The 25,154-nt window shown below is 69.7% G+C and carries 19 protein-coding genes; 11 read left to right on the forward strand and 8 right to left on the reverse strand.

The window, feature by feature from the left end; translation table 11 throughout:
- Positions 1-74 precede the first annotated feature (74 nt).
- The 3 genes from OG447_RS17780 to mshC all read left to right on the forward strand — a co-directional run bounded on the left by OG447_RS17780 (position 75) and on the right by mshC (position 2,811).
- Positions 75-665 (forward strand): DUF3090 domain-containing protein, encoded by a 591-nt coding sequence (locus OG447_RS17780; protein WP_266937681.1) that lies wholly within the window; start codon positions 75-77, stop codon positions 663-665.
- Positions 629-1,471: an SCO1664 family protein gene (locus OG447_RS17785; protein ID WP_266937683.1), complete on the forward strand. Its 843-nt coding sequence runs from the start codon at positions 629-631 to the stop codon at positions 1,469-1,471. Before OG447_RS17780 ends, OG447_RS17785 begins: the two co-directional genes overlap by 37 nt.
- A gap of 110 nt (positions 1,472-1,581) precedes the next feature.
- Positions 1,582-2,811 carry a cysteine--1-D-myo-inosityl 2-amino-2-deoxy-alpha-D-glucopyranoside ligase gene (mshC, locus tag OG447_RS17790; RefSeq protein ID WP_266937685.1) on the forward strand — a complete coding sequence of 410 codons (1,230 nt, stop codon included), beginning with the start codon at positions 1,582-1,584 and terminating at the stop codon, positions 2,809-2,811.
- A 174-nt stretch (positions 2,812-2,985) separates the two neighbouring features.
- Here the strand turns inward: mshC and OG447_RS17795 are convergent, their stop codons facing one another.
- The 5 genes from OG447_RS17795 to OG447_RS17815 all read right to left on the reverse strand — a co-directional run bounded on the left by OG447_RS17795 (position 2,986) and on the right by OG447_RS17815 (position 9,206).
- Positions 2,986-3,987 (reverse strand): PAC2 family protein, encoded by a 1,002-nt coding sequence (locus tag OG447_RS17795; RefSeq protein ID WP_266937687.1) that lies wholly within the window; start codon positions 3,985-3,987, stop codon positions 2,986-2,988.
- 127 nt (positions 3,988-4,114) lie between these two features.
- Positions 4,115-5,722: a glycerol-3-phosphate dehydrogenase/oxidase gene (locus OG447_RS17800; protein WP_266937689.1), complete on the reverse strand. Its 1,608-nt coding sequence runs from the start codon at positions 5,720-5,722 to the stop codon at positions 4,115-4,117.
- Between the two features lie 40 nt (positions 5,723-5,762).
- On the reverse strand, positions 5,763-7,289 hold the full coding sequence (gene glpK / locus OG447_RS17805; protein WP_266937691.1) for a glycerol kinase GlpK: 1,527 nt from the start codon (positions 7,287-7,289) through the stop codon (positions 5,763-5,765).
- A gap of 36 nt (positions 7,290-7,325) precedes the next feature.
- Positions 7,326-8,114: an MIP/aquaporin family protein gene (locus tag OG447_RS17810; protein ID WP_266937693.1), complete on the reverse strand. Its 789-nt coding sequence runs from the start codon at positions 8,112-8,114 to the stop codon at positions 7,326-7,328.
- Positions 8,115-8,438: 324 nt separating this feature from the next.
- On the reverse strand, positions 8,439-9,206 hold the full coding sequence (locus OG447_RS17815) for an IclR family transcriptional regulator (protein ID WP_266937695.1): 768 nt from the start codon (positions 9,204-9,206) through the stop codon (positions 8,439-8,441).
- Between the two features lie 249 nt (positions 9,207-9,455).
- On the opposite strand from OG447_RS17815, the gene metH reads away from it, so the two are divergent.
- The 4 genes from metH to OG447_RS17835 all read left to right on the forward strand — a co-directional run bounded on the left by metH (position 9,456) and on the right by OG447_RS17835 (position 17,609).
- The gene (gene metH / locus OG447_RS17820) at positions 9,456-12,968 is read left to right on the forward strand and encodes a methionine synthase (RefSeq protein ID WP_266937697.1); all 3,513 of its coding nucleotides are present in this window, start codon (positions 9,456-9,458) and stop codon (positions 12,966-12,968) included.
- Between the two features lie 112 nt (positions 12,969-13,080).
- Positions 13,081-13,782: an HAD family phosphatase gene (locus OG447_RS17825; RefSeq protein ID WP_266937698.1), complete on the forward strand. Its 702-nt coding sequence runs from the start codon at positions 13,081-13,083 to the stop codon at positions 13,780-13,782.
- A gap of 570 nt (positions 13,783-14,352) precedes the next feature.
- On the forward strand, positions 14,353-15,957 hold the full coding sequence (locus OG447_RS17830) for an ABC transporter substrate-binding protein (protein WP_266937700.1): 1,605 nt from the start codon (positions 14,353-14,355) through the stop codon (positions 15,955-15,957).
- Positions 15,958-16,028: 71 nt separating this feature from the next.
- Positions 16,029-17,609, forward strand: a complete 1,581-nt coding sequence (locus OG447_RS17835) for an ABC transporter substrate-binding protein (protein WP_266937702.1) — start codon at positions 16,029-16,031, stop codon at positions 17,607-17,609.
- 125 nt (positions 17,610-17,734) lie between these two features.
- Here the strand turns inward: OG447_RS17835 and OG447_RS17840 are convergent, their stop codons facing one another.
- Both OG447_RS17840 and OG447_RS17845 read right to left on the reverse strand, forming a co-directional pair.
- Positions 17,735-18,409 (reverse strand): response regulator transcription factor, encoded by a 675-nt coding sequence (locus tag OG447_RS17840; protein ID WP_266937704.1) that lies wholly within the window; start codon positions 18,407-18,409, stop codon positions 17,735-17,737.
- A 65-nt stretch (positions 18,410-18,474) separates the two neighbouring features.
- Positions 18,475-19,431 carry a RecB family exonuclease gene (locus OG447_RS17845; protein WP_266937706.1) on the reverse strand — a complete coding sequence of 319 codons (957 nt, stop codon included), beginning with the start codon at positions 19,429-19,431 and terminating at the stop codon, positions 18,475-18,477.
- 286 nt (positions 19,432-19,717) lie between these two features.
- On the opposite strand from OG447_RS17845, the gene OG447_RS17850 reads away from it, so the two are divergent.
- The 3 genes from OG447_RS17850 (at position 19,718) to OG447_RS17860 (ending at position 22,615) form a co-directional block, all read left to right on the forward strand.
- Positions 19,718-20,854 carry a site-2 protease family protein gene (locus OG447_RS17850; protein ID WP_266938928.1) on the forward strand — a complete coding sequence of 379 codons (1,137 nt, stop codon included), beginning with the start codon at positions 19,718-19,720 and terminating at the stop codon, positions 20,852-20,854.
- An 18-nt stretch (positions 20,855-20,872) separates the two neighbouring features.
- Entirely contained in the window at positions 20,873-21,796 is a 924-nt protein-coding gene (locus OG447_RS17855; protein ID WP_266937708.1) for a tRNA (adenine-N1)-methyltransferase, read from the forward strand.
- 303 nt (positions 21,797-22,099) lie between these two features.
- Positions 22,100-22,615: a hypothetical protein gene (locus OG447_RS17860; RefSeq protein ID WP_266938929.1), complete on the forward strand. Its 516-nt coding sequence runs from the start codon at positions 22,100-22,102 to the stop codon at positions 22,613-22,615.
- Positions 22,616-22,619: 4 nt separating this feature from the next.
- Here the strand turns inward: OG447_RS17860 and OG447_RS17865 are convergent, their stop codons facing one another.
- Positions 22,620-22,940: a ferredoxin gene (locus tag OG447_RS17865; protein ID WP_266937709.1), complete on the reverse strand. Its 321-nt coding sequence runs from the start codon at positions 22,938-22,940 to the stop codon at positions 22,620-22,622.
- 264 nt (positions 22,941-23,204) lie between these two features.
- Between OG447_RS17865 and arc the strand changes: the two genes are divergently transcribed.
- A complete protein-coding gene (arc, locus tag OG447_RS17870) occupies positions 23,205-24,971 on the forward strand; it encodes a proteasome ATPase (protein WP_266937711.1) in 1,767 nt (588 codons plus the stop codon).
- Positions 24,972-25,154: the final 183 nt, after the last annotated feature.

Genomic DNA, 25,154 nt, shown 5'->3' on the forward strand with positions numbered 1-25,154 from the left:
TGGACTGGCCCTACCAACGCGCGCTGTCATACGTGGGCAGCCCTGCCCCTGCCGCCGAGACTTGGAGACTGGACGTGCCCCGTCAGGTGTTCCTCTACGACCCGCCGGACCGCTTCGTGGCCGGCACGGTCGGTCTGCCGGGACGCCGTACGTTCTTCCTGCAGGCCTCCTCCGGCCCCCGGGTCACCAGTGTCTCGCTGGAGAAGACCCAGGTAGCGGCGCTGGCCGAACGGATGGACGAGCTGCTGGACGAGGTCGTGCGGCGCACCGGGGGCAACGCCCCCGTGCCCGCCATGGCCCCGGCCGAGGCCGCCGACACCGCGCCGCTGGACGTCCCCGTCGAGGAGGAGTTCCGTGTCGGCACCATGGCCCTTGCCTGGGACGGCGAGGAGCAGCGCATGATCGTCGAGGCGCAGGCCCTGGTGGAACTCGAAGCCGAGTCGGACGAGGACCTTGCCGAGGCCGAGGAGCGGCTGCTCCAGGACGAGGAGAACGGGCCGCCGATGCTGCGGGTCCGCCTCACCGGCGCCCAGGCCCGGGCCTTCGCCAAGCGGGCCCTGGACGTGGTCAACGCGGGCCGCCCGCCGTGCCCGCTGTGCAGTCTGCCGCTGGACCCCGAGGGTCACGTGTGCCCGCGTCAGAACGGCTACCGGCGCCAGGCGTGACCGCCACGGGGGATCTTGAGGAACTGCTCGCCAAGGGCGAGCTCACCGTGGTCGGCCGGATCCGCGAGGCGTCCAACGCCGTCCTGCTGTGCACGGTCACGTACCAGGGCGTGAGCGCCGACTGCGTGTACAAGCCGGTCAAGGGCGAGCGCCCGCTGTGGGACTTCCCCGACGGGAACCTCGCCCAGCGCGAGGTCGCCGCCTACCTGGTCTCCGAGGCCACCGGATGGGGCCTGGTCCCCACCACCGTGCTGCGCGACGGGCCCTACGGCGAGGGCATGGTCCAGCGCTGGATCGAGACCCCCGAGGGCGAGACGCCCGGCGCCGCGATGCTCGCGCTCGTCGAGGGCGAGGAGGCCGGGGAGGGCTGGAAGCCCGTGGCCTTCGCCGAGGTCGGAGAGGGCCGCACCGCCCTGCTCGTGCACGCCGACGACCCGCGGCTGCGCAGGCTGTCCGTCCTCGACGCCGTGATCAACAACGGCGACCGCAAGGGCGGCCACCTGCTGCCCGCCCCCGACGGCCGGCTCTACGGCATCGACCACGGCGTGAGCTTCCACGCCGAGGACAAGCTGCGCACCCTCCTGTGGGGCTGGGCGGGGGAGCCGCTCACCGACGAGGCCCGCCGCGTACTGGCCTCCCTGGCCGCCGGGCTGGCCGAGGGAGCGCCCCTCGCCACCCGACTGGCCGAACTGATCACGGAGGTCGAGCTGGCCGCCGTACGGGACCGGGTGGCGCACCTGCTGCGCACCGGAACGCACCCCCAGCCCTCCGGGCAGTGGCCGTCGATCCCCTGGCCGCCGGTCTGAACAGGCCAGATCGGACACGCACAGTTCCAGCCAGAGCGCAAGAGTGCTGATCAAGACAACAGTGCAGGTCCGGTTCGTTTCCGGAACATCCGTCCGGTTAGGCTCGAGACATGCATGCCTGGCCCGCTTCTGAGGTCCCCGCCCTTCCTGGCAAGGGCCGCGACCTCAAGATCCACGACACCGCGACCCAGGGGACGATCACCCTCGCCCCCGGTCCCGTCGCCCGTATCTATGTCTGCGGTATCACCCCGTACGACGCGACCCACATCGGTCACGCGGCGACCTACAACGCGTTCGACCTCGTACAGCGCGTGTGGCTCGACACCAAGCGGCAGGTCCACTACGTCCAGAACGTCACGGACGTGGACGACCCGCTCCTGGAGCGGGCGCTGCGCGACGGCCACGACTGGACCGAGCTCGCCGAACGCGAGACGGCCCTCTTCCGCGAGGACATGACCGCCCTTCGGATGCTGCCGCCGCAGCACTACATCGGAGCCGTCGAGGCCATACCCGGCATCGTGCCGCTGGTCGAGCGGCTGAGGGACGCGGGCGCCGCCTACGAGCTCGAGGGCGACGTCTACTTCTCCGTCGAGTCGGACCCGCACTTCGGTGGGGTGTCGAACCTCGACGCCGAGGCGATGCGGCTGCTCTCCGCGGAGCGCGGCGGCGACCCCGACCGGCCGGGGAAGAAGAACCCGCTCGACCCGATGCTGTGGATGGCCGCCCGTGAGGGCGAGCCGAGCTGGGACGGCGGCTCGCTGGGCCGCGGCCGGCCCGGCTGGCACATCGAGTGCGTGGCCATCGCCCTGGACCACCTGGGCATGGGCTTCGACATCCAGGGCGGCGGCTCCGACCTGGCGTTCCCGCACCACGAGATGGGCGCCTCGCACGCGCAGGTGCTGACGGGCGAGTTCCCGATGGCCAAGGCGTACGTACACGCCGGCATGGTCGCCCTGCACGGCGCGAAGATGTCGAAGTCCAAGGGCAACCTGGTCTTCGTCTCCGCGCTGCGCCGCGCCGGGGTCGACCCGGCGGCGATCCGCCTGGCCCTGCTGTCGCACCACTACCGGGCGGACTGGGAGTGGACCGACTCCGTCCTGGCCGACGCGGTGGCCCGCCTGGAGCGTTGGCGCGCGGCTGTGTCCCGGCCGGACGGTCTGGCGGCCGACGCGCTGGTCGAGGAGGTCCGCGAGGCCCTCTCCCGAGACCTGGACGCGCCTGCGGCCCTTGCCGCCGTGGACCGCTGGGTCGAGCTCCAGCTCGCCGACGGGGGCGATGACGAATCGGCCCCCGGCCTGGTCTCCCGTACGGTGGACGCCCTCCTGGGCGTGGCCCTGTAGCCGTCCGCGGACCGTTGCCGGGGGCTCTGCCCCCGGACCCCCGCGCGTCAAACGCCGGCGAGGCTGATCTTTCAGCCCCGCCGGCGTTTGAGGTGCGGGTCCGGGCAGAGCCCGGGAAACGGAGAAAGGGCGGGGCGGGGAGAAGGCTCCGCGCAGCGGCCCACCCCCGCCCGGCTACGCCTCCGGCGGCGTGTTGTCCTCGCCCGGCGGGGTCGCCGGCGGGGTCGGGGGTTCCTCCCCCGAGGGGTCCTGCTTGCGCTTCGGCGGGCGCGTCACGCCGCTCGACGTGTCCCGCAGGTACGACCCGTCGCCCGGCTCCGCCGCCGGGCCCGCCGCCGGGTCCCGGCGGCGCAGGTACCGCTCGAACTCCCGCGCGATGGCGTCGCCCGACGCCTCCGGCAGGTCCGCCGTGTCCCGCGCCTCCTCCAGCGTCTGCACGTACTCCGCGACCTCGCTGTCCTCGGCGGCCAGTTGGTCCACGCCCAGCTGCCACGCCCGGGCGTCCTCGGGGAGTTCGCCCAGCGGGATCCGGATGTCGATCAGATCCTCCAGCCGGTTCAGCAGCGCCAGCGTCGCCTTCGGGTTCGGTGGCTGCGACACGTAGTGCGGCACCGCCGCCCACAGCGACACCGCCGGAACACCCGCGTGCGTACAGGCCTCCTGGAGGATCCCGACGATGCCGGTGGGGCCCTCGTACTTCGTCTCCTCCAGGTCCATCGTCCGCGCCAGGTCCGCGTCCGAGGTGACTCCGCTCACCGGCACCGGCCGGGTGTGCGGGGTGTCCCCGAGCAGGGCCCCCAGGATGACCACCATCTCCACGCCCAGTTCGTGCGCGAAGCCGAGGATCTCGTTGCAGAACGACCGCCACCGCATGGACGGTTCGATCCCCCGGACCAGCACCAGGTCCCGCGGCTTGGCGCCGCCGATGCGGACCACCGACAGGCGCGTGGTCGGCCAGGTGATCTTCCGTACCCCGTTGTCCAGCCACACCGTCGGCCGGTTGACCTGGAAGTCGTAGTAGTCCTCGGCGTCCAGAGCCGCGAAGACCTCGCCCTTCCACTCCCGGTCCAGGTGTGCGACCGCACCGGAGGCCGCGTCACCCGCGTCGTTCCAGCCCTCGAACGCGGCCACCATGACCGGGTCGATCAGCTCGGGCACGCCCTCAAGCTCGATCACCCAGGTCTCCTTCCGAAGTTCCCTTGTGTACGTGGGTCAGCCTAAGCCTTGATGAGGCACCGGCCACAGCCCACGACAGAGGGGCGGTTCCCCTCGGAACCGCCCCTCTTCCCCACCTGCGGGAGAGCTATGCCTTGCGGCCCAGCATCTCCTCGACCCGCGCGCGCACGGACGCGTCGTCCAGGCCGCGGACCGTCACCGTCGTGCGCCGGCGCAGCACGTCGTCGACGGTCTGCGCCCACTCGTTGTCACGGGCGTAGGCGACCTGCGCCCAGATCTCGGGACCGTCCGGGTGGATGCGCTCGGCCAGCGCCGGGTCCTCGTTCGCGATCCGTGCGATGTCGAAGGCCAGCGAACCGTAGTGCGAGGCCAGATGACGCGCCGTCAGCGGATCCATCCGCGTGCCGGGCTCGCGGTCCACCAGCAGCCGGTGCGCGACCGCGTTCGGGTTGGCGACACCGGGCAGCGGGATCCGGCGCACCAGCGACTTCGCCGGCTCCATGTCCTCGGTCAGCGGGCTGCCCGGGAGCTTCGCCAGCTTGTCCATGACCACGCGGCCGATGTGGCGGTACGTCGTCCACTTGCCGCCGGCGACGGACAGCATGCCGCCCGCGCCCTCGGAGACGACCGTCTCGCGCTTGGCCTTCTCCACGCCGCCGGGGCCGCCGGGCAGCACCCGCAGGCCCGCGAAGGCGTAGGTCATCAGGGAGCGGTCCAGGTCGGCGTCCTTCACCGAGAAGGCCGCCTCGTCCAGGATCTGCTGGATGTCGGACTCGGTGGCGCGCACGTCGCCCGGGTCGCCCTCGTAGACCTCGTCGGTGGTGCCGAGGAGGAGCTGGTCCTCCCACGGGAGGGCGAAGGTGATGCGGTACTTGTCGATCGGGGTGGCCATGGCGGCCTTCCACGGCGACTTGCGCTTCATCACGATGTGCGCGCCCTTGGAAAGGCGGATGGACGGCATCGAGTGCTTGTCCTCCATGCGCCGCAGGTGGTCCACCCACGGGCCGGTGGCGTTGAGCACGACGCGCGCGTCCACCCCGAACTCGGTGCCGTCGAGACGGTCCTTGAGCTCGGCGCCGGTGACCCGGCCGCGCGTCGTGCGCAGGCCGGTGACCTCGGCGTGGTTGAGGACGACCGCACCGGACTCGACGGCCGCGCGGACCGTCATGACGGCGACCCGGGAGTCGTTCATCTGGTGGTCGTAGTAGACCGCGACGGCCTTGAGGTTGTCCGTCTTCAGGCCCGGGTTGTCGGCGACGGCGCGGGCCGGCGATATGACCTTGCCGATGCCGTCACCGAAGGCGGACAGCGCCGAGTAGGCGAAGACGCCCGCGCCCAGCTTCGCGGCGCCGACCGGACCGCCCTTGTACACCGGGAGGTAGAAGGTGAGCGGGTTGACCAGGTGCGGGGCCACGTCCTTGGCCAGCACCCGGCGCTCGTGGTGGTTCTCGGCCACCAGCTTGACCGCGCCGGTCTGCAGGTAGCGCAGACCGCCGTGGACGAGCTTGGAGGAGGCGGAGGAGGTGGCGCCGGCGAAGTCGCCGGCGTCCACCATGGCAACCCGCAGACCCGACTGCGCGGCGTGCCAGGCCACGGAGGTGCCCAGGATTCCACCGCCGATGACCAGCAGGTCGTACGTGGCCTTCGCCAACTGCTCACGGGTCTCGGCGCGGCTCGGGTTCGAGCCGGCGGTCGGGTGCGTACCCAGGGTGGGGACGCTCTGCGGGCTGCTCATATCTCTCTTAGCTCCTCGTCGATTGACTCAGCTGGTGCGGTCAGCTGACGTCTTCGTCGTCGACCCAGCCCATGGACCGCTCCACGGCCTTGAGCCAGCTCTTGTACTCGCGGTCCCGCTGTTCGGCGGGCATCCGCGGGGTCCACTCCGCCGCGCGGCGCCAGTTGGCGCGCAGGGCGTCGGTGTCGGGCCAGAAGCCGACGGCCAGGCCGGCGGCGTAGGCGGCGCCGAGGCAGGTGGTCTCGGCGACCATCGGGCGCACCACGGGGGCGTCCAGGAAGTCCGAGAGCGTCTGCATCAGCAGGTTGTTGGAGGTCATGCCGCCGTCGACCTTCAGGGCCGCGAGCTCGACGCCCGAGTCCTTGGTCATGGCGTCGGTGATCTCGCGGGTCTGCCAGGCGGTGGCCTCCAGGACGGCACGGGCGATGTGCGCCTTGGTGACGTACCGGGTGAGGCCGGCGATCACACCGCGGGCGTCGGAGCGCCAGTACGGGGCGAACAGGCCGGAGAAGGCCGGCACGAAGTAGGCGCCGCCGTTGTCCTCGACCGAGGAGGCGAGCGTCTCGATCTCGGCCGCGGACTTGATCAGGCCCATCTGGTCGCGCATCCACTGGACGAGCGAGCCGGTGACGGCGATGGAGCCCTCCAGCGCGTAGACCGGCTTCTGGTCGCCGATCTGGTAGCCGACGGTCGTCAGCAGGCCGCTGTAGGAGTTGATGATCTTGTCGCCGGTGTTCATCAGCATGAACGTTCCGGTGCCGTACGTGGACTTCGCCTCGCCCTCGGCGAAGCAGGTCTGGCCGAAGAGGGCGGCCTGCTGGTCACCGAGCGCCGAGGCGACCGGTACACCGGCGAGGACGCCGTCCTTGACGTGGCCGTAGACCTCGGCGGAGGACTTGATCTCGGGGAGGACGTTGAGCGGGACGCCCATGGACTCCGCGATCTTCTCGTCCCAGGCCAGCGTGTGCAGGTTCATCAGCATGGTGCGCGAGGCGTTGGTGACGTCGGTGACGTGGTGACCGCCCTGGGCGCCGCCCGTGAGGTTCCAGATGACCCACGAGTCCATGGTGCCGAAGAGGATGTCGCCGGCCTCGGCGCGCTCGCGCAGGCCCTCGACGTTGTCGAGCAGCCAGCGGACCTTCGGGCCGGCGAAGTAGCTCGCCAGCGGCAGGCCGGTCTCGCGGCGGAAGCGGTCCTGGCCGACGTTGCGGCCGAGCTCCTTGCAGAGGGCGTCGGTGCGGGTGTCCTGCCAGACCAGCGCGTTGTGGACCGGCTCGCCGGTGTTCCTGTCCCACAGGACGGTGGTCTCGCGCTGGTTGGTGATGCCGACGGCCTTGACGTCCGCCGAGGTGATCTCGGCCTTGGCGATGGCGCCGGCGACGACCTCCTGGACGTTGGTCCAGATCTCGGAGGCGTCGTGCTCGACCCAGCCCGGCTTCGGGAAGATCTGCTCGTGCTCCTTCTGGTCGACGGCGACGATGCGGCCGTCGCGGTCGAAGACGATGCAGCGGGAGGAGGTGGTGCCCTGGTCGATCGCGGCGATGAAGGGGCCGGTGCTGGTGGTCATGGTGGCTGCTCCTGGGAAGTCCGGTGGGCGAACGACTTAGACGAACGCGAGGTTGTAGATACCCGCGGCGAGGGCGCCGCCGATCAGCGGGCCTACGACGGGGATCCAGGCGTACCCCCAGTCGGAGCCGCCCTTGTTCGGCAGCGGAAGCAGTGCGTGGACGATGCGCGGACCCAGATCGCGCGCCGGGTTGATGGCGTAGCCGGTCGGGCCGCCGAGCGAGAGGCCGATGCTGACCACGGTCAGGGCGACGATCAGACCGCCGAGGGTGCCGAGGCCCTTGCCCTCGTCGTTGAGGCCGAAGGCGAGTACCGCGAGCACCAGGACCACGGTGCCGATGATCTCGGTGGCGAGGTTCTGCCACACGTTCCGGATCTCGGGGCCGGTGGAGAAGACGCCGAGCACCGGGCCGGCGTTCGGCTCCGTCTTCTGGTCGACCATGCCCGCGTGCTCGGACTTGGCGGCGACGATCTCCGGATCGGTGAGGTGGGCCTGGAACTGTCCGTAGTACGCCACCCAGGCGAGCGCGGCACCGATCATGGCGCCGAGCAGCTGGCCGGCGACGTAGACCGGAACGTTGCTCCAGTCGCTGTCCTTGATCGCGATACCGACCGTGACGGCGGGGTTGAGGTGGGCGCCGGACAGGGTGCCGGTCATGTAGACGGCGGTCATGACCGCGAAGCCCCACCCGAAGGTGATCGCCAGCCAGCCGGCGTTCTGCGCCTTCGAGCGCTTGAGCACGACTGCGGCTACCACGCCGGCGCCGAGGAGGATGAGGACGGCGGTACCGATGGTCTCGCCGATGAAGATGTCGGAGCTGGACACCCGCGACTCCTTTGTCTTACGTCCAGGGGTGGGCGGACACCGGGTCCCTCCGGTGGTCCACGCACTCGGTGAGTGCTGCACCGGTCCTTGGCCTCGTCATACCCTAACGCGTATTGCCGGTAGGTGTTCGACAATGCCGACCGATGAACGGCAGTTTTCCGCCTAGGTGAAGAACGCGTCAAGAGTCGACCAGGTCAAAGAACCGGATCGTTACCACTCGGTTGGATCGACCAAAACAAGCCACTTGATGATCGGGAAATGACAAAATCCACCCAAGTGGCCCAAGAGATGGCCGCTGGGTGGATCGGATGGCTCAGGTCAAGCTCAGAACCGGCCCGCACCGAGGTCGCGTGAAACCGACCGCGCGCAGTCCCGTACGGAGGCCACCAGTGCCGCCCGGGGCTCGCCGGACTCCGTGCAGACCCGCTCCACGGCCCCCGCGACCGCGACCGCCCCCACGGGCATCCTGCGCCGGTCGTGGATGGGCGCGGCCACCGAGGCGATGCCCTCCCAGGTCTCCTCCACGTCGGAGGCCCAGCCGCGCGCCCGGGTCAGGTCCAGGATCTCCTCGAAGCCCTTGCCGTCGGTGACCGTGCGGGCCGTGAAGGAGTCCCGGTCCACCTCCACGGCCTGGGTGTGCGCGACCGGGTCGTAGGCCGACAGCACCTTGCCCAGGGCCGTGGAGTGCAGCGGCTGCATGGCCCCCACCTCCAGCACCTGGCGGCTGTCGTCGGGCCGGAACACGTGGTGCATGATCAGCACCCCGCTCTTGTGGAGGACCCCCACGTAGACGCTCTCGCCGCTGGCCCGGGCCAGGTCGTCCGTCCACACCAGGGCGCGGGCGCGCAGCTCGTGGACGTCGAGGTAGCTGTTGCCCAGGCGCAGCAGCTCCGCGCCCAGCTGGTAGCGGCCCGAGGCGGGGTCCTGCTCCACGAAGCCCTCGGCCTGCAGGGTGCGCAGGATCCCGTGCGCCGTGCCCTTGGCCAGGCCCAGGGACGAGGCCACGTCCGAGAGGCCCAGCCGGCGCTCCCCGCCGGCCAGGAGCCGCAGCATCGCAGCGGCTCGTTCGAGCGACTGGATGTTCCGTGCCATCGCGCAGCCTCCTGCTGACGTAGTTCGACAATGCTGAACACTATCGGTCGATGCCGACCTTGTGCATGGTCGGGCGATTCCCGGGCGACGAACACCCCGTAGCCCATGTGGACTCCCGCGCACAGAATGCAGTCCGCCACGTGGGACAGCCCCACCGGGTCCGTTGCCGCGCGGTTACCCTGACCGCGTGCACCCTTGACACAGAGGGGGTGCAAAGCCGACAGCCGTCGCATCCCAGGGAGCACAACCATGGCCTCGTTGCCGAACCCGCCCGCTGACACCCAGACCCGGGCCGACGCCCTCCGAGAGGCGCTGGCCACCCGAGTGGTCGTGGCCGACGGTGCCATGGGAACCATGCTCCAGGAGCAAGACCCCACCCTCGAGGACTTCCAGCAGCTCGAAGGCTGCAACGAGGTGCTCAACGTCACCCGTCCGGACATCGTCCGCACGGTGCACGAGGCCTACTTCTCCGTGGGCGTGGACTGCGTCGAGACCAACACCTTCGGGGCGAACTACGCCGCCCTCGCCGAGTACGACATCGCCGACCGCAACTTCGAGCTGTCGGAGTCCGGAGCCCGCATCGCCCGCGAGGTCGCCGACGCCTTCACCGCCTCCACCGGACAGCAGCGCTGGGTCCTCGGCTCGATGGGCCCCGGCACGAAGCTGCCCACGCTCGGCCACATCACCTACGCGCAGATCCGCGACGCCTACCAGGTCAACGCCGAGGGCCTGATCTCCGGCGGCGCCGACGCGCTGCTCGTCGAGACCACCCAGGACCTCCTGCAGACCAAGTCCTCCATCATCGGTGCCCGCCGCGCCATGGAGGCGCTCGGCGTCTCCGTCCCCCTCATCTGCTCCGTCACCGTCGAGACCACCGGCACCATGCTGCTCGGCTCGGAGATCGGCGCGGCGCTGACCGCGCTGGAGCCGCTGGGCATCGACATGATCGGGCTGAACTGCGCGACCGGCCCCGCCGAGATGAGCGAGCACCTGCGCTACCTGGCGCGCAACTCCCGCATCCCGCTGTCCTGCATGCCCAACGCGGGCCTGCCCGTCCTGACCAAGGCCGGCGCCCACTACCCGCTGAGCGCCCCCGAGCTGGCCGACGCCCAGGAGACCTTCGTCCGCGACTACGGGCTCTCCCTGGTCGGCGGCTGCTGCGGTACGACCCCCGAGCACCTGCGCCAGGTCGTGGAGCGGGTCCGCGGCGCGGCCGTCACCGCCCGCGACCCGCGGCCCGAGCCCGGCGCCGCCTCGCTCTACCAGACCGTGCCCTTCCGCCAGGACACCTCGTACATGGCGATCGGCGAGCGGACCAACGCCAACGGCTCCAAGAAGTTCCGCGACGCCATGCTCGAAGCGCGCTGGGACGACTGCGTGGAGATGGCGCGCGACCAGATCCGCGAGGGCGCGCACATGCTCGACCTGTGCGTGGACTACGTGGGCCGCGACGGCGTCGCCGACATGGAGGAGCTCGCCGGCCGCTTCGCGACCGCCTCGACGCTCCCGATCGTCCTCGACTCCACCGAGGTCCCCGTCATCAGGGCGGGCCTGGAGAAGCTCGGCGGCCGCGCCGTCATCAACTCCGTCAACTACGAGGACGGCGACGGCCCGGAGTCCCGCTTCGCGAAGGTCACCCAGCTGGCCCAGGAGCACGGCGCCGCGCTCATCGCGCTGACCATCGACGAGGAGGGCCAGGCCCGCACCGTCGAGCACAAGGTCGCCATCGCCGAACGCCTGATCGACGACCTGAGCGGGAACTGGGGCATCCGCGAGTCGGACATCCTGATCGACACCCTCACCTTCACCATCTGCACCGGCCAGGAGGAGTCCCGCAAGGACGGCATCGCCACCATCGAGGCCATCCGCGAGCTCAAGCGCCGCCGCCCGGACGTCCAGACCACGCTGGGCCTGTCCAACATCTCCTTCGGCCTCAACCCGGCCGCCCGCGTGCTGCTCAACTCCGTCTTCCTCGACGAGTGCGTCAAGGCCGGACTGGACTCGGCCATCGTCCACGCCTCGAAGATCCTGCCGATCGCCCGGTTCGACGAGGAGCAGGTCGGCACCGCCCTGGACCTCATCTACGACCGGCGCGCCGAGGGCTACGACCCGCTGCAGAAGCTGATGGCCCTCTTCGAGGGCGTCAACACCAAGTCCCTCAAGGCCGGCCGCGCCGAGGAACTCCTCGCCCTGCCGCTGGACGAGCGGCTCCAGCGCCGCATCATCGACGGCGAGAAGAACGGCCTGGAGACCGACCTCGACGAGGCCCTCCAGGCCCGCCCCGCTCTCGACATCGTCAACGAGACCCTCCTGGAGGGCATGAAGGTCGTCGGCGAGCTCTTCGGCTCCGGCCAGATGCAGCTCCCCTTCGTCCTCCAGTCGGCCGAGGTCATGAAGACCGCCGTCGCCTACCTCGAACCCCACATGGAGAAGTCCGACGCCGAGGGCAAGGGCACCATCGTGCTCGCCACCGTCCGCGGCGACGTCCACGACATCGGCAAGAACCTCGTCGACATCATCCTGTCCAACAACGGGTACAACGTCGTGAACATCGGCATCAAGCAGCCGGTCTCCGCGATCCTCGAAGCCGCGGTGGAGAACAAGGCCGACGTCATCGGGATGTCCGGCCTCCTCGTGAAGTCGACCGTGATCATGAAGGAGAACCTGGAGGAGCTCAACCAGCGCAAGCTGGCCGCCGACTACCCGGTGATCCTCGGCGGCGCCGCCCTCACCCGCGCCTACGTCGAGCAGGACCTCCACGAGATCTACGAGGGCGAGGTCCGCTACGCCCGCGACGCCTTCGAGGGCCTGCGCCTCATGGACGCCCTCATCGCCGTCAAGCGCGGCGTCCCGGGCGCGGCCCTGCCCGAGCTCAAGCAGCGCCGCGTCGCCAAGCGGGACACGCCCGCCCCTCAGGCGGAGGAGCCGGAGGAGCCCGGCGGCCGGTCCGACGTCTCCGTCGACAACCCGGTCCCCACCCCGCCGTTCTGGGGCACCCGCGTGGTCAAGGGCATCCCGCTCAAGGACTACGCCTCCTGGCTGGACGAGGGCGCCCTGTTCAAGGGCCAGTGGGGCCTCAAGCAGGCCCGCGCGGGCGGGGCGACGTACGAGGAGCTCGTCGAGACCGAGGGCAGGCCGCGACTGCGCGGCCTCCTCGACAAGCTGCACACCGAGAACCTCCTCGAAGCCGCCGTCGTCTACGGGTACTTCCCCTGCGTGTCCAAGGGCGAGGACCTGATCATCCTGGACGAACAGGGCAACGAGCGGACCCGCTTCACCTTCCCGCGCCAGCGCCGCGGCCGCCGCCTGTGCCTCGCGGACTTCTTCCGCCCCGAGGAGTCCGGCGAGACCGACGTGGTGGGCCTCCAGGTCGTCACCGTCGGCTCGAAGATCGGCGAGGCCACGGCCAAGCTCTTCGAGTCCGACTCCTACCGCGAGTACCTGGAGCTGCACGGCCTGTCCGTCCAGCTCGCCGAGGCCATGGCCGAGTACTGGCACGCCCGCGTCCGTGCCGAGCTCGGCTTCGGCGGCGAGGACCCGGCCCAGGTCGAGGACATGTTCGACCTCAAGTACCGCGGCGCCCGGTTCTCCCTCGGCTACGGCGCCTGCCCCGACCTGGAGGACCGCGCGAAGATCGCCGACCTCCTCCAGCCGGAGCGGATCGGCGTCCACCTCTCGGAGGAGTTCCAGCTCCACCCGGAGCAGTCGACCGACGCCATCGTGATTCACCACCCCGAAGCGAAGTATTTCAACGCACGCTGAGGCGGACCGACGTACACTTGTCGGTCCCATACAGGCCGGTCACCTGTTCCCGGGGGGACACCCTCTGGGAGCGGGCGACCGGCCTTCTCGTCCCCTCTGAGAGGTGTGCCGCATGACCAGCACCGTTCCCGCGCCCGTCACCCGCACGGCTGACGGACACGCCCTGCAGGCGGTGCTCCTCGACATGGACGGCACCCTCGTCGACACCGAGGGATTCTGGTGGGAGATCGAGGCGGAGATCTTCGCCGAGCTCGGCCACCGGCTGGAGGAGTCCTGGCGGGACATCGTCGTCGGCGGCCCCATGAGCCGCAGCGCCGCCTTCCTCATCGAGGCCACCGGCGCGGCCATCAGCGTCGGCGAGCTGAGCGTCCTGCTCAACGAGCGCTTCGAGGCGCGGATCGCCGACCAAGTGCCGCTCATGCCCGGAGCCGAGCGGCTGCTGTCCGAGCTCGCCCGGCACAACGTGCCCACCGCCCTGGTGTCCGCCTCCCACCGCCGGGTCATCGACCAGGTCCTGCTCACCCTCGGCCGGGACCGCTTCACGATGACGGTAGCGGGGGACGAGGTGACCCGTACCAAGCCGCACCCCGACCCGTACCTGCTCGCCGCCCGCACCCTCGGCGCCCACCCCTCGCGCTGCGCGGTCATCGAGGACACCGCCACCGGCGTGGCGGCCGCCGAGGCCGCCGGCTGCCGGGTCGTGGCCGTCCCCTCGGTCGGTCTGATCACGCCGGCCCCGGGACGCACGATCGTCCGCTCCCTGGAGGACGTGGACCTGCCGTTCCTGCGCTCCCTCATCGCCTCGATGAACTGAGCCGCACCGCACCCGCACGTACCGAACCACCCAGACATGCCCACAGGCGCCCACACGCGCTGACAGGCACCGATACGTAACGGAACCCCCCGTACACGCTCCGTGCCGAACGGATCGGCTGCCGGATCGAGGTCCGACGGAAGGATCTTCCGCCAACTGCACCGGAGGCTGAAATTCCATCCTCTTCCTGGCGGCCATCCCAGGTGACCTTCGTCACCCGTCAAACCCCCGACGGACCTGTCCGGCGACCCCATCCGCTTCCCTTGTGTCCGGATTGATCAGCTCCTGACCGAATATCCGGTGACCTCCGGATAGACAGCCAGTCCGCACCCATCACCGTGCGATTACGCCCCAAGTCCGGCCAGTTCCAGCCATCCCGCCCCGGGCCACTAGTGTCGACGCGGGCACTTCGCCGCACCTCAGCCGTACCGGACACACACCCCTGTGCCGGAACCGCGTGGACCGATCGTCACAACACCGGCCCGATCGTTCCGCCCCGAACGGGCGACCGCCGCGAAGTGCCCTTTACGCCGCTTTGAGCAAGTGCCGGTTACAGGGAGTACTTCCAGCATGAACCGCAAGACCATGGTGCTGACGGCCGCGGCCGGACTGCTCGCCCCCGCGCTGACCGCATGCGGCAGCGCGAGCGGTGGAGGAGCAGGATCCGGAGCGATCGTCGTCGGGACCACCGACCGGTTCGAGGCCGCCGACTACGCTCCCGCCCCCTTCGACCCGGCCTACGCCTACGACGCCGGCGCCTGGAACGTCCTGCGCCAGACCGTCCAGACGCTGATGCACACCCCGCGCGGCGGCGGCCAGCCCGTCCCCGAAGCGGCCTCCGACTGCCGCTTCACCGACGCGGGCAACGAGAGTTACCGCTGCACCCTGCGCCCCGGGCTGAAGTTCGCGAGCGGCGACCCGCTCACCGCGAAGGACGTCAAGTTCTCCATCGACCGCATCCGCGCCATCAAGGACGAGAACGGCCCCTCCTCGCTCCTCTCCACCCTCGACACCGTCGAGGTCAAGGGCGCCGACACCGTCGTCTTCCACCTGAAGACCCCGGACGCGACCTTCCCCTCCAAGCTGTCCACCCCCGCCGCCGGCATCGTCAGCGAGAAGAACTACGAAGCCAAGAAGCTCCGCGAGGGCTTCTCCGTGGACGGCTCCGGGCCGTACACGATGAAGGCAGAGGTCAAGGACAACCAGCTCGTCCGCGCCGTCTTCAGCAAGAACCCCCACTACCAGGGCGACCTGAAGGTCCAGAACGACAAGGTCGAACTGCGCACCTTCGCCGACTCCGCGGCCATGGGCAAGGCACTCACCGACGGGTCCATCCACATGGTCTCCCGCACCCTGTCGCCCGCCCAGATCACCGAGCTCTCCGCCAAGCCGCCCAAGGGCGTCAAACTGGTCCCGATGCCCGGCCTGGAGATCCGCTACATCGGCTTCAATACCGACGCCCCCGTGGTCAAGGACAAGGCCGTACGCCAGGCCCTCGCCGCCGCCGTCGACCGCAACGCGCTCATCTCCAAGGTCTACGGAAAGTCCGCGCAGCCGCTGTACTCGCTGGTCCCCGCCTCCGTGAACGGCCACGTCAACTCCTTCTTCAACAAGTACGGCGAGGCCAACACCGCCAAGGCCGCCACCCTGCTGAAGGACGCCGGGATCAAGACCCCGGTCAAGCTGACCCTCCACTACACGAAGGACCACTACGGCGACGGCACGGCCGTGGAGTTCGAAGCCCTCAAGACCCAGCTGAACTCCACCCAGCTGTTCGACATCACCGTCCAGGGCAGCGACTGGGCCGACTTCCGGCCCGCCCAGAAGAAGGGCGACTACGCCGCCTACGGGCTGGGCTGGTTCCCCGACTACCCGGACGCCGACAACTTCCTCGCCCCGTTCCTGGAGCAGGACAACTTCCTGGGCACGCCGTACGCCAACAACGCGGTGCGCAGCAGGCTCATCCCCGAATCCCGGCGGGCGGTCGACCGTAACGTCGCCGTCCCCGCGATCACGGAAATGCAGGACATCGTCGCCGAGGACGTACCCGTCCTGCCCCTGTGGCAGGGCAAGCAGTACGTCGCCGCACGCGACGGAATCACCGGAGTGGAGTGGTCCGTCAACGCCATCTCCGACCTCCAGCTGTGGGAACTCGGCCGAGGTGTCAGCGGCTGAGACCGGCAGTATCCGGCGGCGGGTGTCGCAGGCCGGCGCAACGATCGAGTGAGACTGTGAAGGACGTTCGCGTGATTCGACGTAACCAGTGGCTGGCGGCCCCGCTCGGCGCAGCCACCGCCGCCGCGCTGCTCAGCGGTTGCGGTTCGACCGATGGCTCCAACGCCGGCAGCGGCAAGGGCGTGGTCATGGGGATATCCGACAAGGTGAAGGCCACCGACCCCGCGTCGGGCTACGACCCGGGTTCCTGGCTGCTCTTCAACAACGTCTTCCAGTCGCTGTTGAGCTTCCCCAAGGGCGGCACCACCCCCGAACCCGACGCCGCGCAGGCCTGCGCCTTCGAAGGCGCCGACAGCAAGCTGTACAAGTGCACGCTGCGCAGCGGCCTGAAGTTCAGCAACGGCAACGCCCTCACCTCGAAGGACGTCAAGCACTCCTTCGAGCGCACCCTGAAGATCAACGACGACAACGGCCCCGCCGTGATGCTGTCCTCGATCGCCGGGATCGACGCGCCGGACGACAAGACGGTCATCTTCCGCCTGAAGACCTCCGACGCGACCTTCCCGAGCAAGATCGCATCGGGCGCCGGCTCCATCGTCGACCACACCGAGTACCCGGCGGACAAGCTCCGCACCGACGGCAAGGCCTTCGGCTCCGGCGTCTACAAGCTGGACTCCATCAGCGAGAAGAGCGCCAACTTCTCGGTGAACAGCTCCTACACCGGCCGGGCCAAGCCGAAGAACACCGGCGTCACCATGAAGTTCTTCAACGAGGACCAGGCCGCCCTCAAGAAGGTCCTCGAAAGCGGCGACGTCGACTTCGCCTTCCGCGGCCTCGCGGCCAAGGACATCGCCGGCCTCGCCGACAAGACCGGCAACCAGAAGGTCGAGGTCGTCCAGGGCACCGGAGCCGAGGTCGAGCACCTCGTCTTCAACATGAACGACCCGGTCGCCGGCAAGCTGCCGATCCGCAAGGCCATCGCCTACCTCGTGGACCGCGAAGCCCTGGTCAAGGACGTGTACGACGGCACCGCGACCTCGCTCTACTCCATCGTCCCGGCCGGCATCGCGGGGCACACCACGCCCTTCTTCGACCGCTACGGCGGCAGCCCGCAGCCCGAGAAGGCGAAGGCCGTCCTGCGCGCGGCCAACATCAAGGACAAGGTGAAGATCACCCTGTACTCGACGCCCACGCGCTACGGCCCGTCCACGGACCAGGAATTCCAGCTCATCGCCAAGCAGCTCAACGACAGCGGCCTCTTCGAAGCCGACGTCAAGTCCGTCGAGTTCGAGCAGTACGAGAAGGACATCCAGGACGGCAAGTACGGCGTCTACGTGAAGGGCTGGGTGCCGGACTACCCCGACGCCGACAACTTCACCCAGCCGTTCTTCGGCCCGGACAACGTCCTGCGCAACAACTACGACAACAAGGAGATCAGCGGGACCATCATCCCGTCGACCTCCGCGAAGTCCGACCGCTCGGCCGCGAACGCCGACTACGTCCGCCTCCAGGAGATCGTCGCCGACGAGGTCCCGATCCTCCCGCTCTGGCAGGGCAAGCAGTACGCGGTCACCCGCCCGAACGTCACCGGCCTCCAGTGGTCCCTGGACGCCTCGACGGTGTTCCGCTTCTGGGAGATCAGCAAGGGCTGATCCCTCAGGGCCCGATGTGCCTCAGCAGCCCCGGCCGGACAACGGCCGGGGCTGCTGGCACACGCGGGGGCTGCCGGTACAGCAGAGGCTGCCGGTACAGCAGGGGGCTGCCGGAACCGGCGGGGCTACTGCGGAGCGCCCGGACGGACCAGGCCGCTCTCGTACGCGTACACCGCCGCCTGGACCCGGTCGCGCAGGGCCAGCTTCGTCAGCACGTGCCCCACATGCGTCTTGACCGTCGTCTCGCTCACGAACAGGTCCGCCGCGATCTCCGCGTTCGACAGCCCCCGCGCCACCAGCTTCAGCACCTCCACCTCGCGCTCGGTCAGCGTCCCCAGCGCGTCCGGGACACTGTCCTCACCCGACGGCAGATGACCGGCGTACTTGTCCAGCAGCCGCCGCGTGATGCTCGGCGCGAGCATCGCCTCGCCCGCCGCGACCACCCGGATCGCCTGCACCAGCTCATTGGCGGGCGCGTCCTTCAGCAGGAACCCGCTCGCCCCCGCGCGCAGCGCCTCGACCACGTACTCGTCCAGGTCGAAGGTGGTCAGCACCAGCACCTTCGCCGGACCGTCCCGGCCCGGGCCGGTGATCTGCCGCGTCGCCTCGACCCCGTCCATGCGCGGCATCCGGATGTCCATCAGCACCACATCGGGCTGCAACGCCCGGACCTGGTCCAGCGCCTGGAGGCCGTCCCCGGCCTCGCCGACCACCGCCAGGTCCCCCTCGGCCTCCAGGATCATCCGGAAGCCGGTGCGCAGCAGTGGCTGGTCGTCGACCAGCAGGACGCGGATGGCCACGGGGTCTACCTCGTATTCGTCGGACGGCTTCGGCGGACCCCGCCCATTCTGCCCTGGCCCGACGATCAGGAATCCGCCGGGAGCGCCGCCCCGCCCTCAGGGGGCGCGGACGCGGCCTCCGCCTCCGCACGCGCCGGGGGCACCTCCCGGCGGTAGCCGGGGGAGATCACCAGAGGGTAGACCGGGGGAGTCCCGCCGAACTCGGGGCAGACCGACTGGTGATCGCACCAGCCGCACAGCTTCGTCGGCCGCGGCCGCCACTCGCCCGTCTCCGTCGCCTCCCGGATCGCCTCCCACAGCGCCAGCAGCTTGCGCTCAACCCGCTCCAGATCCGCGATCACCGGGTCGTACGTCAGCACGTCCCCACTGCCCAGGTACACCAGCTGCAACCGCCGCGGCACGACCTGCTTCAGCCGCCACACCACCAGCGCGTAGAACTTCATCTGGAACAGAGCGCCCTCGGCGTACTCCGGCCGAGGCGCCTTGCCCGTCTTGTAGTCGACGATCCGCACCTCACCCGTCGGCGCCACGTCCACCCGGTCGATGATCCCGCGCAGCCGCAGCCCCGACTCCAGCTCCGTCTCCACGAAGAACTCCCGCTCCACCGGCTCCAGCCGCGTCGGGTCCTCCAGCGTGAACCAGCGCTCCACCAGCGCCTCGGCCTCGGTCAGCCACCGCGCCAGGCCCGCTCCCTCGTCACCCTCCGGGAACAGCTCGCCCAGCTCCGGCTTCGCCTCCAGCAGCCGGTCCCACTGCCCCGGGACCAACGCCTTCGCCCGCGGCGCCGTCCGCTCCGGAGCCGGATGGTCGAAGAGCCGCTCCAGCACCGCGTGCACCAGCGTCCCGCGCGTCGCCGCCGCACTCGGCTTCTCCGGCAGCTTGTCGATCACCCGGAACCGGTACAGCAGCGGGCACTGCATGAAGTCACTCGCCCGCGAAGGGGACAGCGAAGTGGGCCGCACCGCACTCGGCACCGCATCGTCATCGGCTTCACTGGGCACAGCACCCGGGCTCGTCGTCATGGACAAAACCCTACGGCCCACGACCGACAGCGCACACATACCATCGACGCCGGGCACCCTCGCACTGCATGATCAGTGCATCACACCGCGCTACGGCGCAGCCGGAACCACACTGGAACCACACTGGAACCGGACCCGCAGCAGAACCACGCGGACCCGAACCGCACCAGAACCGCCGGCGGACCAGACCCGCCGGACACGCACCGAACGAAGGACAGCCGTGGCAGACACCGACGAAACCGGCGAGCGCGGAGGCCGGCGCTCCGGACCGGGCGGCGGACTCCTCATGGGCCGCCCCTTCGGCGTGCCCGTCTACGTCTCGCCCAGCTGGTTCCTCGTCGCCGCCCTCATCACCTGGGTCTTCGGCGACCAGCTCGACCGGGTCCTGCCCGACCTCGGACCCGTCCGCTACCTCGTCTCCCTCTTCTTCGCCGTGGCCTTCTACGCCTCCGTCCTGGTCCACGAGCTCGCCCACACCGTCGCCGCCCTCCGCTTCAAACTCCCCGTGCGCCGCATCCAGCTCCAGTTCTTCGGCGGCGTCTCCGAGATCGAGAAGGAATCCGAGACCCCCGGCCGCGAGTTCGTCCTCGCCTTCGTCGGCCCCCTCCTCTCCCTCGCCCTCGCCGGAGCCTTCTACCTCGGCATGAAGGCCGTCGACCCGGCGACCGTCCCCGGCGTCCTGCTCGCCGGCCTGATGATCTCCAACCTGCTCGTCGCCGCCTTCAACCTCCTCCCCGGCCTCCCCCTCGACGGCGGCCGCATGCTCCGCGCCGTCATCTGGGGCATCACCGGCAAACCCATGACCGGCACCGTCGCCGCCGCCTGGATCGGCCGCGCCCTCGCCGTCGCCGTCCTCCTCGGCCTGCCCCTGCTCACCCACACCGGAGTCGTCGGCCCCAGCGGGGACATCGAGCGGTCCGGCATGGACACCGTCCTGGACGCACTGCTCGCCGCGATCCTCGCCGCCATCATCTGGACCGGCGCCGGCAACAGCCTGCGCCTGGCCCGGCTGCGCGAACACCTCCCCGAACTGCGCGCCCGCACCCTCACCCGCCGCGCCATCCCCGTCGAGAACGCCACCCCCCTCTCCGAAGCGCTGCGCCGCGCCAACGAGGCCGGAGCCCGCGCCCTCGTCGTCGTCGACGGCAACGGCGACCCCGTCGCCATCGTCCGCGAGAGCGCCATCGCCTCCGTCCCCGAACACCGCCGCCCCTGGATCGCCGTCAGCACCCTCGCCCAGGACCTCACCGGCGGCATGAAGGTTTCAGCGGAACTCACCGGCGAGGCACTCCTCGACCACCTGCGCACCCACCCCGCCACCGAGTACCTCGTCCTCGAACCCGGCGGCGAGATCTACGGCGTCCTGTCCACCCTCGACGTCGAGAAGGCCTTCGTGAAGGCCATGGCGCGGCCCCAGTCCTGAAGCCAATACACTGGTCACATGTCCGAACCGACCGGTGCCGCCCGCCGACGCGGGCCCTTCGAGGTCGGGGACCAGGTTCAGCTCACCGACCCCAAGGGCCGCCACTACACGTTCACGCTCGAAGCCGGGAAGAATTTCCACACCCACAAGGGTTCCTTCCCGCACGACGAGCTGATCGGTGCCCCCGAGGGCAGCGTTGTCCGTACCACGGGCAACGTCGCATATCTCGCGCTGCGTCCCCTGCTCCCCGACTATGTCCTGTCCATGCCCCGCGGCGCCGCCGTGGTCTACCCCAAGGACGCGGGCCAGATCCTGGCCTTCGCCGACATCTTCCCCGGCGCCCGCGTCGTGGAAGCAGGTGTGGGCTCCGGCTCCCTGAGCAGCTTCCTGCTGCGCGCCATCGGCGACCAGGGCATGCTCCACAGCTACGAGCGCCGCGCGGACTTCGCCGAGATCGCCACGGCCAACGTCGAGCGGTACTTCGGCGGCCCGCACCCGGCGTGGCAGCTGACCGTGGGCGACCTCCAGGACAACCTGTCCGACACCGACGTCGACCGCGTCATCCTCGACATGCTCGCCCCCTGGGAGTGCCTCGAGGCCGTCTCCAAGGCGCTCGTCCCCGGCGGCATCCTCTGCTGCTACGTGGCCACCACCACGCAGCTCTCGCGCACCGTCGAGTCCATCCGCGAGTTCGGCTGCTACGCCGAACCGCAGCCCTGGGAATCGATGATCCGCAACTGGCACGTCGAGGGCCTGGCCGTCCGCCCGGACCACCGGATGATCGGCCACACCGGCTTCCTCGTCACCGCCCGCCGCCTCGCGGACGGCGTCGAGCCCCCCATGCGCCGCCGCCGCCCCGCCAAGGGCGCGTACGGCGAGGACTACGACGGTCCCGGCAGCCAGTCCGGCGGCTCCGGCGACCGTACGGGCGACCGCGGCTGACCCGCGGCCCCAACACATCGGCGCTGTGGCGCAGTTCCCCCGAAGACCCGGGAACTGCGCCACAGCGCCTTTTCGTTGTCCTGACGACCGGCTCCCGCCGCCGCCCGGAAGCCCACCGGGCCCCCTCACCCGGACCCGCCCGTTCCACCTCTGTGTGAGGTGTGGCACGATGCTGGCTCCCCGTCACCCTTCACACAGGAGACACCCCGCGTGCCGCACAGCACCGCCGAGCCGGCCCCGGTACGGGAAGACCTGGCACACAGCAGCACCAGGCCCCTCCACTGGCTCGCCACGGCCACCGCCATGGCCGCCGTCATAGCCGCCGCGGGACTCGTCCAGCCGGCCACCGGCACGCCCGCCGGGGAACCGGCCCCGAACGGCCCCCAGGCCGCCGCGGCGGACGCTCCCGCCGCTCCCGACGCGGCCGGGGTCACCTACCCCCTGGACTGCAAGGGCGCCCCCCAGAAGGTCACCGCCACCGCCCAGGGAGACCTCGACGGCGACGGCCGCCCCGAGACGGTGGCCGCGGTCCGCTGCGACGCCGGCTCCGGGACCCCGCCCCACGCGATCTACGTCCTCACGCGGGACCGGGGCCAGGACGCCCGCCCCAGAGTCGTCGCGACACTGCTCGAAGCTGCCCGGAGGCAGACCGCGACCGACCTCACCGTGCGCGACGGAATCGTCACCGCCGACCTCCTCGGCTACTCCTCGCCCGAGGTGCCCCGCTACAGCCCCGACACGAAACAGCTCGCCAAGTGGCGCTGGAGCGGCGGAAAATTCCGCCAGGAGCTGACGGACTCAGCCGCCAGGAGTGTTTGAGACGTCACTCCGCGTCGGGACCGAAGACTTCCACCCTGTCCGAAACACGCCTCACGTGGATGCAGTCCCCCGGACATTCCTTGGCCGAATCGACCACGTCCTGGAGCAGCGGCAGCGGAACCGGAGTGCTCGCCCCCGCGTCCTGGAGGAGCTCGTCGTCCGCGCTCTTCACGTACGCCAGACCATCGATGTCCAGCTCGAACACCTCTGGCGCGTACTGCACGCAGATCCCGTCCCCGGTGCAGAGGTCCTGATCGATCCACACCTCGAGCGGCTCGCCGGCCTCGCCCGCACCGCCCGTCGGAGCCTCCTGCTGCACGGTCATATCTCCTGCCGTTTCCTGCTCTGAGTGATCCATCCCAGTCACAACTCGCAGCAAGTCGCACGAGCCCTGACGGGTGTTGAACGCTTCGACCTTACAACCGGCCGCTTCCCGAGTTTGATGGGTGGGTATTTCCTTGGCGTGAGGGAGTACGCAAGGGTGAAGATCGGACACACCCCTACCGTCTTTGTGATCTAGGGGTTTCAATCACCACCAGCCCAGGTAGGGTCAGGAAGCGTCCAGCTCCCCTTGGAGGAGGTGAGGACCGTGGCAGCCCACGACGACGACATCAACCGCGGCATCCGGCCCGGGCGAGGGTCTGAGGACCCCGCCGGCCAGGTTGCCTATCTCGAGCAGGAAATCGCCGTCCTGCGACGTAAGCTCGCCGACTCTCCGCGACACACGAGGATTCTCGAAGAGCGGATCGTCGAGCTGCAGACAAATCTCGCAGGCGTCTCCGCTCAGAACGAACGACTGGCGAATACCCTCCGTGAGGCCCGCGACCAGATCGTGGCCCTCAAGGAAGAAGTCGACCGGCTCGCACAGCCGCCGGCCGGTTTCGGTGTCTTCCTGCAGGCAAACGAGGACGGCACCGTCGACATCTTCACCGGAGGCCGAAAGCTCCGCGTGAACGTCAGCCCCAGCGTCGACCCGGAAGACCTCCGGCGCGGCCAGGAGGTCATGCTCAACGAGGCCCTCAACGTGGTCGAGGCCATGGAATACGAGCGGGCCGGGGACATCGTCACCCTCAAGGAGATCCTGGAGGACGGCGAGCGCGCCCTGGTGGTCGGGCACACCGACGAGGAAAGGGTGGTGAGGCTCGCCGAGCCGCTCCTGGACATCACCATCCGCCCCGGCGACGCCCTGCTGCTCGAACCCCGCTCCGGCTACGTCTACGAGGTCGTCCCCAAGAGCGAGGTCGAGGACCTCGTCCTCGAAGAGGTCCCCGACATCGACTACGACAAGATCGGCGGCCTGGGCGACCAGATCGAGCTGATCCGCGACGCGGTCGAGCTCCCGTACCTCTACCCGGACCTGTTCAAGGAACACGAACTGCGGCCCCCGAAGGGCATCCTGCTCTACGGCCCGCCCGGCTGCGGCAAGACGCTCATCGCCAAGGCCGTCGCCAACTCCCTTGCCAAGAAGGTCGCCGAGGTGACCGGCCAGGCCCAGGGGAAGTCGTACTTCCTGAACATCAAGGGCCCCGAGCTCCTCAACAAGTACGTCGGCGAGACCGAGCGGCACATCCGCCTCGTCTTCCAGCGTGCTCGGGAGAAGGCCAGCGAGGGCACCCCCGTCATCGTCTTCTTCGACGAGATGGAGTCGCTCTTCCGCACCCGCGGATCCGGTGTCAGCTCGGACGTGGAGAACACCATCGTCCCGCAGCTGCTCGCCGAGATCGACGGCGTGGAGGGCCTGGAGAACGTCATCGTCATCGGTGCCTCCAACCGCGAGGACATGATCGACCCGGCCATCCTGCGGCCCGGCCGCCTCGACGTGAAGATCAAGATCGAGCGTCCGGACGCCGAGGCCGCGAAGGACATCTTCGCGAAGTACCTGAAGGCCACGCTGCCCCTGCACCTGGACGACCTGTCCGAGCACCAGGACTCGCGGCCCGGCACCGTCCACAGCATGATCCAGACCGTCGTCGAGCAGATGTACGCTGAAACCGAGGAAAATCGCTTCCTTGAGGTCACGTACGCCAACGGCGACAAGGAAGTCCTCTACTTCAAGGACTTCAACTCGGGCGCGATGATCCAGAACATCGTGGACCGTGCGAAGAAGATGGCCATCAAGGCCTTCCTCGAGCACAACCAGAAGGGTCTGCGCGTCTCCCACCTCCTCCAGGCTTGCGTGGACGAGTTCAAGGAGAACGAGGACCTGCCCAACACCACCAACCCCGACGACTGGGCCCGGATCTCCGGAAAGAAGGGCGAGCGGATCGTATTCATCCGCACCCTCGTCACCGGAAAGCAGGGCGCGGACACCGGACGCTCCATCGACACGGTGGCAAACACCGGTCAGTACCTCTGACGGAGCGGAGCGGCTGCGGATGCCCTCCAGGGCATCCGCAGCCGACTGCTTTACCGACTGCATTTCAGCCGGTGACCGCACGAAGTCAATGACTGAAATGATCTCCCCACCAGCGCGTGGTGGTTCTAGGCTCTTCCGTACCGCCTCATCCGCAGTGCGGGGACGGACACCGCACAGCACACG

This window comes from Streptomyces sp. NBC_01408 (genome assembly GCF_026340255.1).
GTDB lineage: Bacteria > Actinomycetota > Actinomycetes > Streptomycetales > Streptomycetaceae > Streptomyces.

Bases quoted from the DNA above. Each gene is read 5' to 3' on its own strand.
- mshC (WP_266937685.1), top strand. From the start codon at position 1,582: ATGCATGCCTGGCCCGCTTCTGAGGTCCCCGCCCTTCCTGGCAAGGGC.
- OG447_RS17800 (WP_266937689.1), bottom strand. From the start codon at position 5,722: ATGAGCAGCCCGCAGAGCGTCCCCACCCTGGGTACGCACCCGACCGCC.
- glpK (WP_266937691.1), bottom strand. From the start codon at position 7,289: ATGACCACCAGCACCGGCCCCTTCATCGCCGCGATCGACCAGGGCACC.
- OG447_RS17815 (WP_266937695.1), bottom strand. From the start codon at position 9,206: ATGGCACGGAACATCCAGTCGCTCGAACGAGCCGCTGCGATGCTGCGG.
- metH (WP_266937697.1), top strand. From the start codon at position 9,456: ATGGCCTCGTTGCCGAACCCGCCCGCTGACACCCAGACCCGGGCCGAC.
- OG447_RS17825 (WP_266937698.1), top strand. From the start codon at position 13,081: ATGACCAGCACCGTTCCCGCGCCCGTCACCCGCACGGCTGACGGACAC.
- OG447_RS17830 (WP_266937700.1), top strand. From the start codon at position 14,353: ATGAACCGCAAGACCATGGTGCTGACGGCCGCGGCCGGACTGCTCGCC.
- OG447_RS17845 (WP_266937706.1), bottom strand. From the start codon at position 19,431: ATGACGACGAGCCCGGGTGCTGTGCCCAGTGAAGCCGATGACGATGCG.
- OG447_RS17850 (WP_266938928.1), top strand. From the start codon at position 19,718: ATGGGCCGCCCCTTCGGCGTGCCCGTCTACGTCTCGCCCAGCTGGTTC.
- OG447_RS17855 (WP_266937708.1), top strand. From the start codon at position 20,873: ATGTCCGAACCGACCGGTGCCGCCCGCCGACGCGGGCCCTTCGAGGTC.
- OG447_RS17860 (WP_266938929.1), top strand. From the start codon at position 22,100: ATGGCCGCCGTCATAGCCGCCGCGGGACTCGTCCAGCCGGCCACCGGC.
- OG447_RS17865 (WP_266937709.1), bottom strand. From the start codon at position 22,940: ATGACCGTGCAGCAGGAGGCTCCGACGGGCGGTGCGGGCGAGGCCGGC.